Here is a 9,250-nt window from a genome sequence, read left to right as displayed (position 1 = left end):
TGCGACGCCGGAACGCCGGACCGCCGCGTTCAACGCCGGCGGCCCAGGTGCGGATCAGGCGGCGCGTGGGCCAAGCGTAGCCCCTCAGCCCAGGAACAGCCGGTAGGCCGGGTTCTCGGTTTCGTCCCAGTACGGGTAGCCGATCGCCTCCAGGGCGGCCGGGACCAGATGACGCTCGTCTTCAGGCACTTGCAGACCGGCGACCACGCGACCATCGGCGGCGCCATGGTTGCGGTAATGGAACATCGAGATGTTCCAGCGCCCGCCCAGCTTGTTGAGGAAGTTGAACAGCGCGCCTGGCCGCTCGGGGAACTCGAAGCGCAGCACGATTTCGTCATGCGCCTTGGCCGAGTGCCCGCCGACCATGTGGCGAATGTGCAGCTTGGCCAGTTCGTTGTCGGTCAGGTCGACGACCGGAAAGCCCTGCTCCTGCAGTTGCTGCACCAGGGCAGCACGCGGGTCGGTGTCGGGGTGGGTCTGCACGCCGACGAAGATGTGCGCCTCGTCTGCGGTGTGCTTGCGGTAGTTGAACTCGGTGATCTGCCGGCGGCCGATCGCTTCGCAGAAGACCTTGAAGCTGCCAGGCCGCTCGGGAATGGTGACGGCGATGATCGCCTCGCGCTTCTCGCCCAGCTCGGCGCGCTCGGCGACATGGCGCAGGCGGTCGAAGTTGACGTTGGCGCCTGAATCGATCGCCACCAGGGTGTGCCCGGTGATGCCGGTCATTTCCACGTACTTCTTGATCCCCGCCACGCCCAGGGCGCCGGCAGGTTCGGTGATCGAGCGGGTATCGTCGTAGATGTCCTTGATCGCCGCACAGATCTCGTCGGTACTGACGGTCACCACGTCATCCACATGCAAGCGGCAGATATCGAAGGTGTGCTGGCCGATCTGCGCGACGGCCACGCCGTCGGCAAACAGCCCGACCTGCGGCAGCACCACACGCTCACCGGCCGCCATGGCCGCCTGCAGGCAGTTGGAGTCGTCTGGCTCGACGCCGATGACCTTGATCTCCGGGCGCAGGTACTTCACGTAGGCCGCGATGCCGGCGATCAGCCCGCCGCCACCGACCGGCACGAAGATCGCGTCCAGCCGCCCCGGGTGCTGGCGCAGGATTTCCATGGCCACGGTGCCCTGGCCGGCAATGGTGTGTGGGTCATCGTAGGGGTGGATGTAGACGAAGCCCCGCTCCTCGACCAGCTTCAACGAGAAGGCCAGCGCCTCGGGGAACGAGTCGCCATGCAGGACCACTTGACCGCCGCGCGACCGCACGCCTTCGATCTTGATCTCCGGGGTGGTCTTGGGCATGACGATGGTGGCCTTGATGCCCAGCTCGCGCGCCGCCAGGGCCAGGCCCTGGGCATGGTTGCCGGCCGAGGCGGTGACCACGCCACGGGCCAGCTCTTCGGGGGTGAGCTGCGCCAGTTTGTTGTACGCGCCGCGAATCTTGAAGGAAAACACCGGCTGCAGGTCTTCGCGCTTGAGCAGGATCTGGTTGCCCAGCCGACGGCTCAATTGCCCGGCGCTGTGCAGCGGGGTTTCGACAGCAACGTCGTAGACGCGCGAGGTGAGGATCTTCTTGACGTACTGTTCGAGCATCGGGGAAGCACACTGGGCGGCGGGACAGGGGGTGGAAGTCTACCGCAGCGCCATGGAGCGGGACCACAGCAAAGGCGTGCGAGTCGCTATACTGGTCGCCTTTGAATCCCTCCTCGCCCCTCCCGGAGCCCGCATGACCCAGGACCAACTCAAACAGGCCGTCGCCCAGGCTGCTGTCGACCTCATCTTGCCGAAACTCGACAGGAACAGCGTGGTAGGCGTCGGCACCGGTTCGACGGCCAACTGCTTCATCGACGCCCTGGCACAGCACAAGGGTGCCTTCGACGGCGCGGTCGCCAGCTCCGAAGCCACTGCCGCGCGCCTGAAGAACCACGGCATTGCCGTGTATGAGCTGAACAGCGTCGATGCGCTGGAGTTCTACGTCGACGGCGCTGACGAGAGCGACCAGCACCTGAACCTGATCAAGGGCGGTGGCGCAGCGCTGACCCGCGAGAAAATCGTCGCCGCCGTCGCGCGCCAGTTCATCTGCATTGCCGATGCCAGCAAGCTGGTTGCGGTGCTGGGCGCGTTCCCCCTGCCGGTGGAAGTGATTCCGATGGCCCGCAGCCATGTGGCGCGCGAGCTGGTCAAACTGGGCGGTGACCCGGTCTACCGCGAAGGCGTGGTGACCGACAACGGCAACCTGATTCTCGATGTGCACAACCTGCAGATCACCGACCCGCGTCTGCTGGAAAGCCAGATCAACGCCATCGTCGGCGTGGTCACCAACGGCCTGTTCGCCGCGCGTCCGGCCGATGTGCTGCTGCTCGGCACGGCCGAAGGCGTGCAGACCCTCAAGGCCCGCTGAGCCCCAGGTTCACGCCGCACTCAGTCGGGTTGCGGCTTGAACACGTAGAACAGGTTGGGTTCACTGACCAGGTAGATCGTCCCCGCCTCGTCCATCGCCAGGCCTTCGGCCTGTGGCACGGTGTGCTCCAGCCCCTGATAGCCCTTGCGCAGCGACAGCGTGCTGAGCGGCTTGCCTTCCACGCTCAATTCCAGCACCAGCCGGGATTCGTCCGACAGCGCCAGCAAGTGCCCACTACGCTCATCGAACTGCAGGCTCGACAGGTCGCGCACGAACAGCCGCGAATCGCGCTCGCGGTCTTGCACCACATGCACCGCGTAGGGTTTTTCCGGGTGGGCGCTGGGGAAACCGCGTACCTCATAGATCACCATCGGGTCGCGTTCCTTGGCCACGAACAGGCGCTTGCCCAACGAGTCGTAGGCCAGGCCTTCGAAACCCTTGTTGCCATTGAGGCCGATGCCCAGGGTCAACTGTTCGGCGTCATTGGCATCGAGCGCAGTGGTGGTGTCGTCCAGGTGCACCAGAATCAGACGCTGCTGACGCTCATCGGTAATGACGAAACGCCCTGGACCGACGTACTCGATGGCTTCCGGATCGCCAAAGCCGGTCAGCGCCACGCGGCGCAGAATGCGCCCGTCCAGCGACAGCTCGACCAGCTCGGAGCGGGCGTTGGTGACGGTGAAGAGGGTTTTGCTCTCGGGGTCGTAGGTCAGCGCCGAAACATCGTCGTCGAGCCCTTCGATGGGCTGAGCCTGCAGCGTGGCGCGGTAGCGCTGCAACGCGATCCCTTCAGCCGGCGGCTGCCACCAGCTCTTGACGTTGAACCAGCCGCGCTCGAACAGGCGGAACTCCTGGGCGGCCACACCGGCCAGCAGCAAGGCGGCCAGCCCCGGGATCAACAGCAGCAGCGGAAAACGAAAGAAACGACGCATGAACGACGACTCGACGAAAAAGGTGGCGAATCTAAGCACGAACAGCTGAAGCAACGCTTAAGTTCGACCCAGAAAAATCCGAAAAGGCCGTCAGTTCTTCTTGAAGCGGTAGAACAGGTCCGGCTCGCTGACCATGTACAGCGTGCCGTGCTCGTCCATCGTCACGCCTTCGGCCCGCGGAATCCGCGAGCCCAGGCCGTTGAAGCCGCCGAGCAGGGTCATGAAGCTGACCTGCTTGCCTTGCTCGTCCAGCTCCAGGAGCATGTTCGAGTCGGCCGACAGCACCAGCAGGTGATGGGTGCGCGGATCGACCGCCAGCGCTGACAGGTTGCGCAAGTCGAGCTCGCCACTGGGAAGGCGGTACTTGCTGCCGGTCAGTGGGCCGTGGCCGCTGGTGTCCCAGCCGTAGAGCTGCGGCGGGCGCTCTTCGCCGATCACCAGGCGCTGGCGATGCGGGTCCCAGGCGATGCCTTCGAAGCCCTTGTTGTCGTCTGCCGAGGTGCCCAGGTCATAGGCGGTGAAGTCGGCGCGATTGAGTTCGGTGGTGTGCGCGTCGACCTTGACCAGCACCAGGCTGTGCTGACGCTCGTCGGTGATCGCGATCTGGCCGTCTTCCAGCACGGCCACGCCTTCGGGGTTGTCCCAGCCACGCAGGGGCATCTTGCGCAGCACATCGCCGTCCAGGCTCAGCTCGACCAGAAACGAGTGCTTGCCCATCACCGAGAACAGCGTGCGGGTGAGCGGGTTGAAGGCCAGGTCCGAGGCTTCGTCATCGCCGATGCCGTCGAGCACCTTGGCGTCGATGTCGGCCACATAATCCGGCAGCCAGACGCTTTCATGACGCTCGGCAGGGCTTTGCAGGTTCTCCTTGATCCACAGCAGGCCGCGGTCGTCCCAATGCATGAGCCTGGCCAGCCCGATGCCGAGCACTGCTGCAGCCACCAGCCAGAACGGCCAGCGACGCCATACCGCGCGCGCGCGCAGGGGCGAAGCCAGAGAAGGAGATGAAGGGCTGGGCATGGCGGTAGTCACCTGACTCGTGCGCACGCTGTAGAGCGCGCAAGGGCCGCCGCGCGGCCCCCGCAGCTCAAGGAGCGCTTGGGAAAAAGACCCGGCGATTATCCATAATCGTTGTGAAAAAAGAGTAAAACAACGCGAAAATCGGCTTTCGCCTACAACACTCGGCTTTCAAAGCGGCTGACACCGGGCAGCTCCAGCACCAGCTCATCGCCCGCCTCGAACGGCCCGACACCTGCCGGCGTACCGGTGAGGATGACATCGCCGGCCTGCAGGGAAAACTGCGCAGCCATGTGCTGAATGATTGCCACGATGGGGTTGAGCATCATGGCGCTGCTGCCGTCCTGGCGCACCTCGCCGTTGATGGTCAGACGAATCGGGATGTCATTGACGTCGGCAAACGCGCCGGGGGAAACGAACGGCGGCAGCACACAGGCGCCGTCAAAGCACTTGGCCAGTTCCCACGGCAGGCCCTTGTCCTTGAGTTTGGATTGCAGGTCACGCAGGGTCAGGTCCAGGGCCGGCGCATAGCCGGAAATGGCATCCAGCACGTCTTCGGCAGTGGCGGCCGCCGACAGCGGCTTGCCCAGCAGCACGGCAATTTCTGCCTCGTAATGCACCGACCCGCGGCCTTCGGGAATCTTGAAGCCGCCGTCGGCCGGCACCACGCAGCTGCCCGGCTTGATGAACAGCAGCGGTTCGGTGGGGATCGGGTTGTTCAGCTCCTTGGCGTGCTCGGCGTAGTTGCGTCCGACGCACACCACCTTGCCGAGGGGAAAGTGGATGCGCGTACCGTCTACGTACTGGTGCTGATAACTCATGGCCGACTCCATTGCTGACTGTTATTCGGGAGCGAAGATCTTACCCGGATTCATGATGCCGTTCGGGTCGAACACCGCCTTGATGGCTTTCATGCAGGCGATTTCTTCAGCCGAGCGACTGTAGTGCAGGTAATCGCGCTTGGTCATGCCCACGCCATGCTCGGCGGAAATCGAGCCCTCGTAGCGCTGAACGATCTCGAACACCCATTGATTGACCTGGGCGCAGCGGGCGAAGAACTCGTCCTTGTGCATGCCGCCCGGCTTGAGGATGTTCAGGTGCAGGTTGCCATCGCCGATATGGCCGTACCAGACCACCTCGAAGTCAGGGTAGTGCTGCGCCACCACGGCATCGATGTCGCGCAGGAAGGCTGGCACCTTGGCCACCGTGACCGAGATGTCGTTCTTGTACGGGGTGAAGTGCGAGATGGTTTCCGACAGGTATTCGCGCAGCTTCCACAGGTTCCTGAGCTGGGTTTCGCTCTGGCTCATCACGCCATCGAGCACCCAGCCTTGCTCCACGCAGTGCTCGAAGGTGGCCAGCGCCTGATTGGCGACTTCGTCGGTGCTGGCTTCGAATTCCAGCAGGGCATAGAACGGGCAGTCGGTGGCGAACGGCGCGGGTACGTCACCCCGGGCCAGAATGTGCGACAGGCCCTTGTCGGAAAAGAACTCGAAAGCGGTCAGGTCGAGCTGCCCCTGGAAGGCATGCAGCACCGGCATGATCGCGTCGAAATCCGGCGTGCCGAGCACCATGGCGGTGAGATTGCGCGGTGCGCGCTCCAGGCGCATGGTCGCCTCGACCACGAAACCGAGTGTGCCCTCGGCACCGATGAACAACTGGCGCAGGTCATAGCCGGTAGCGTTCTTCATCAGGCCCTTGTTCAGCTCCAGCAACTCGCCGCTGCCGGTGACCACTTTCAGGCCCGCGACCCAGTTGCGCGTCATGCCATAGCGAATCACCTTGATGCCACCGGCATTGGTGCCGATGTTGCCGCCTAGCTGGCTGGAACCGGACGAGGCGAAATCGACCGGGTAGTACAAGCCATGTTCCTCGGCGCAACGCTGCAGTTGCTGGGTGATGACCCCCGGCTGGCAGACCACCGTACGGTCGACCGCATCGAAGGCGAGGATCCGGTTCATCTGGTCGAAGGCCACCACCACTTCGCCCTGCGCCGCGACCGCTGCCCCAGACAGCCCGGTACGGCCACCCGAAGGCACCAGGGCGATGTGATGACGGTTGGCCCAGCGAACGATGGCCTGCACCTGCTCGATGGTCTTGGGCAACACCACGGCACTGGGTGCGGGGTTGTACTGGCGGGTCCAGTCGGTGCCATAGGCCTGCAAGGCCTCAGGATCGGTGAGGACTTTGCCGGGGTCGACGAGGGTATGGAGTTCTGCGAGGGCTGCGGGGTTGGTCATGGCAGGAACACTCGGATTATTCATGGTCAGCCTGAGTACGCTTCACGCGGCGAGATCAGCTCAGAATGTGTCGCGCATGGTAACATCTTGCCCCCACCGTTCGTGCTAGGGCCCGCCGCCAAGGCACCGCAACGCTCGCCATTTTCTCTCAGGGATACAGGTTTACGCACATGAGCAAGACCTCTTTGGAAAAGAGCAAGATCAAATTCCTTCTGCTTGAAGGTGTACACCAGAACGCCGTCGATACCTTGAAGGCTGCCGGTTATACCAACATCGAATACTTCACAGGCTCACTGCCCGAAGCCGAGCTGAAGGAAAAGATCGCGGACGCCCACTTCATCGGCATCCGCTCGCGTACTCAACTGACTGAAGAGCTCTTCGACTGCGCGAAGAAACTGGTGGCGGTGGGCTGTTTCTGCATCGGTACCAACCAGGTCGACCTCAACGCGGCCCGCGAGCGCGGCATCGTCGTGTTCAACGCGCCCTACTCAAACACCCGTTCGGTGGCCGAGCTGGTGCTGGCCGAGGCCATCCTGCTGCTGCGCGGCATCCCTGAGAAAAACGCCTCCTGCCACCGTGGCGGCTGGATCAAGAGCGCGGCCAACTCGTTCGAGATTCGCGGCAAGAAGCTCGGCATCGTCGGCTACGGCTCGATCGGGACGCAGCTGTCGGTGCTGGCCGAGAGCCTGGGCATGCAGGTCTACTTCTATGACCCGCTGACCAAGCTGCCGCTGGGCAACGCCACCCAGGTGGCATCGCTGAACGAGCTGCTGGGCCTGGCCGATATCGTCTCCCTGCACGTGCCTGAGCTGCCGTCCACCCAGTGGATGATCGGCGAGAAGGAAATCCGTGCCATGAAGAAGGGCGCGATCCTGATCAACGCCGCCCGCGGCACCGTGGTGGAGCTGGATCACCTGGCCAATGCCATCAAGGACAAGCACCTGATCGGCGCCGCCATCGACGTGTTCCCGGTCGAGCCGCGCTCCAACGACGAAGAGTTCGAAAGCCCGCTGCGCGGCCTGGACAACGTCATCCTGACCCCGCACATCGGTGGCTCCACCGCCGAAGCGCAGGCCAACATCGGCCTGGAGGTGGCCGAGAAGCTGGTCAAGTACAGCGACAACGGTACTTCGGTGTCGTCGGTCAACTTCCCTGAAGTGGCCCTGCCGGCACACCCCGGCAAGCACCGTCTGCTGCACATCCACCAGAACATCCCGGGCGTGCTCAGCGAGATCAACAGCCTGTTCGCGGCCAACGGCATCAACATCTCGGGCCAGTTCCTGCAGACCGATGACAAGGTCGGTTACGTGGTGATCGACGTGGACGCCGAGTACTCCGACCTGGCGCAGGAAAAGCTGCAGCACGTGAAGGGTACGATTCGCTCGCGCGTCTTGTTCTGATACTGATCGCTGCTGCAGAAGGCCCGGACACATCCGCAATGCTGCTCCCTCAAGCCAACAGGGCCGTTTCGCTATCCCTCGCGGCTGCCCTAGGCGCCGGACCGGTGAGCCGCGATGGGCGGCGATCCACTCTGTGGGAGCGGCTTTAGCCGCGATGGGCGGCGATCCACTCTGTGGGAGCGGCTTTAGCCGCGATGGGCGGCGCAGCCGCCCCAATGGCTGCAGCCCGATTTACAAATGATCCGTTGGGGCCTGTGCTGGGCCGGCTACGCCGTCCATCGCGACTGAAGTCGCTCCTACAGTCACGCCGCCGCCCCCCTGCACGCCTTGCAGGCAAAAACTCTGCGCCCCGCCAAACATAACGCCACCGGCACGGTCATAGGCACCGTTCGACCGGGCCGGCAGGCACTGCGCAGAATGCCCGGCGCCTGCCATTCACACGATAGAAGGGACACTCCATGCGTTCATCCATAGGTGTGCTGCTTGCAGTACTGATCAGTCCACTGGCCCAGGCCGAGCTGCTGGACGAAGTCAACGACCGGGGCGAACTGCGCATCGCGGTACTGGCTGATGCCGCGCCCTACGCCTTCAAGGACGGCGAGCACATGACCGGGTTCGACGTGGAACTTGGCCAGGCCCTGGCCCGCGAGCTGGACCTGCGCCCCGCCTTCATCGAGGTGCCTGCCGAGGAGGTGATGGCCGGCGTGCAGAGCGGCCTGTATGACGTGGCCCTGGACGAGCAGTCCGTGCCTGCCCAGGCCGAGCTCGACACCAGCGAGCCGTACAGCACGGCCGAACGGGTGATCCCGTTCCAGAAAGACAATCCTGCGTTCAAGAGCGCGGTGAACAACGCGCTGCAACGCCTCAAGGATGCGGGTCAGCTCGCCGAGCTCGAAGCCCGATGGCTCAAGCCTGAGGCGACGGCAGCTCAATAGGCCGACCTTCGAGCAGGGCCAGCGCCTGCTCGGCGGCATCGAGCTCCAGCTCACTGAAGACCTGCACACCTTCACGCCGCAACAACGCTGCAGTGACCCCCTCCCCCGGCACCTTGACGCCGCTGAACGTGCCGTCGTAGGTGAGGCGGTTGCCGCACGAGGGGCTGCCTGACTTGAGCACCGCGATGCTGATGGCGTGCCGGCGCACCAGCGCCAGCGCCTGTCGGGCACCGGCCAGGAAGGCGGCGCTGACGTCATCGGCGGCCAGCGTGAGGACCTGCGCGGCGCCATCGAGCACCTGCGCCCCCTGGCCACCGGG

General features: G+C 64.3%; 9 protein-coding genes. 3 read left to right on the top strand and 6 right to left on the bottom strand.

From position 1 onward, the window contains the following. Nucleotides 1-84: 84 nt before the first annotated feature. Nucleotides 85-1,599 carry a threonine ammonia-lyase, biosynthetic gene (gene ilvA / locus RT028_RS18635; protein WP_312936727.1) on the bottom strand — a complete coding sequence of 505 codons (1,515 nt, stop codon included), beginning with the start codon at nt 1,597-1,599 and terminating at the stop codon, nt 85-87. Nucleotides 1,600-1,732: 133 nt separating this feature from the next. On the opposite strand from ilvA, the gene rpiA reads away from it, so the two are divergent. After that, nucleotides 1,733-2,407: a ribose-5-phosphate isomerase RpiA gene (rpiA, locus tag RT028_RS18630; protein WP_312936726.1), complete on the top strand. Its 675-nt coding sequence runs from the start codon at nt 1,733-1,735 to the stop codon at nt 2,405-2,407. A gap of 20 nt (nt 2,408-2,427) precedes the next feature. Here the strand turns inward: rpiA and RT028_RS18625 are convergent, their stop codons facing one another. The 4 genes from RT028_RS18625 to RT028_RS18610 form a co-directional block, all read right to left on the bottom strand. Continuing rightward, nucleotides 2,428-3,339 (bottom strand): SdiA-regulated domain-containing protein, encoded by a 912-nt coding sequence (locus RT028_RS18625; RefSeq protein ID WP_312936724.1) that lies wholly within the window; start codon nt 3,337-3,339, stop codon nt 2,428-2,430. Nucleotides 3,340-3,429: 90 nt separating this feature from the next. Beyond that, nucleotides 3,430-4,359 carry an SdiA-regulated domain-containing protein gene (locus tag RT028_RS18620; RefSeq protein WP_312936722.1) on the bottom strand — a complete coding sequence of 310 codons (930 nt, stop codon included), beginning with the start codon at nt 4,357-4,359 and terminating at the stop codon, nt 3,430-3,432. 152 nt (nt 4,360-4,511) lie between these two features. Then, nucleotides 4,512-5,177: a fumarylacetoacetate hydrolase family protein gene (locus tag RT028_RS18615; RefSeq protein ID WP_312936720.1), complete on the bottom strand. Its 666-nt coding sequence runs from the start codon at nt 5,175-5,177 to the stop codon at nt 4,512-4,514. Between the two features lie 21 nt (nt 5,178-5,198). Then, nucleotides 5,199-6,596, bottom strand: a complete 1,398-nt coding sequence (locus RT028_RS18610) for an FAD-binding oxidoreductase (protein ID WP_312936718.1) — start codon at nt 6,594-6,596, stop codon at nt 5,199-5,201. Nucleotides 6,597-6,766: 170 nt separating this feature from the next. On the opposite strand from RT028_RS18610, the gene serA reads away from it, so the two are divergent. Both serA and RT028_RS18600 read left to right on the top strand, forming a co-directional pair. After that, a complete protein-coding gene (gene serA, locus RT028_RS18605; RefSeq protein ID WP_312936716.1) occupies nt 6,767-7,996 on the top strand; it encodes a phosphoglycerate dehydrogenase in 1,230 nt (409 codons plus the stop codon). A gap of 458 nt (nt 7,997-8,454) precedes the next feature. After that, nucleotides 8,455-8,931 (top strand): transporter substrate-binding domain-containing protein, encoded by a 477-nt coding sequence (locus tag RT028_RS18600; protein WP_312936714.1) that lies wholly within the window; start codon nt 8,455-8,457, stop codon nt 8,929-8,931. Here RT028_RS18600 and RT028_RS18595 read toward each other — a convergent pair. Next, nucleotides 8,903-9,250, bottom strand: a 348-nt coding sequence (locus RT028_RS18595) for a DUF523 domain-containing protein (RefSeq protein WP_312936712.1), incomplete at its 5' end; no start/stop codon positions are given. The genes RT028_RS18600 and RT028_RS18595 overlap by 29 nt on opposite strands.

The organism is Pseudomonas sp., assembly GCF_032058845.1.
In the GTDB taxonomy this organism is placed as follows: Bacteria; Pseudomonadota; Gammaproteobacteria; order Pseudomonadales; family Pseudomonadaceae; genus Aquipseudomonas.
The sequence above is the reverse complement of the archived record's forward strand: the minus strand, read 5'-3'. Positions and strand labels throughout refer to the sequence as shown.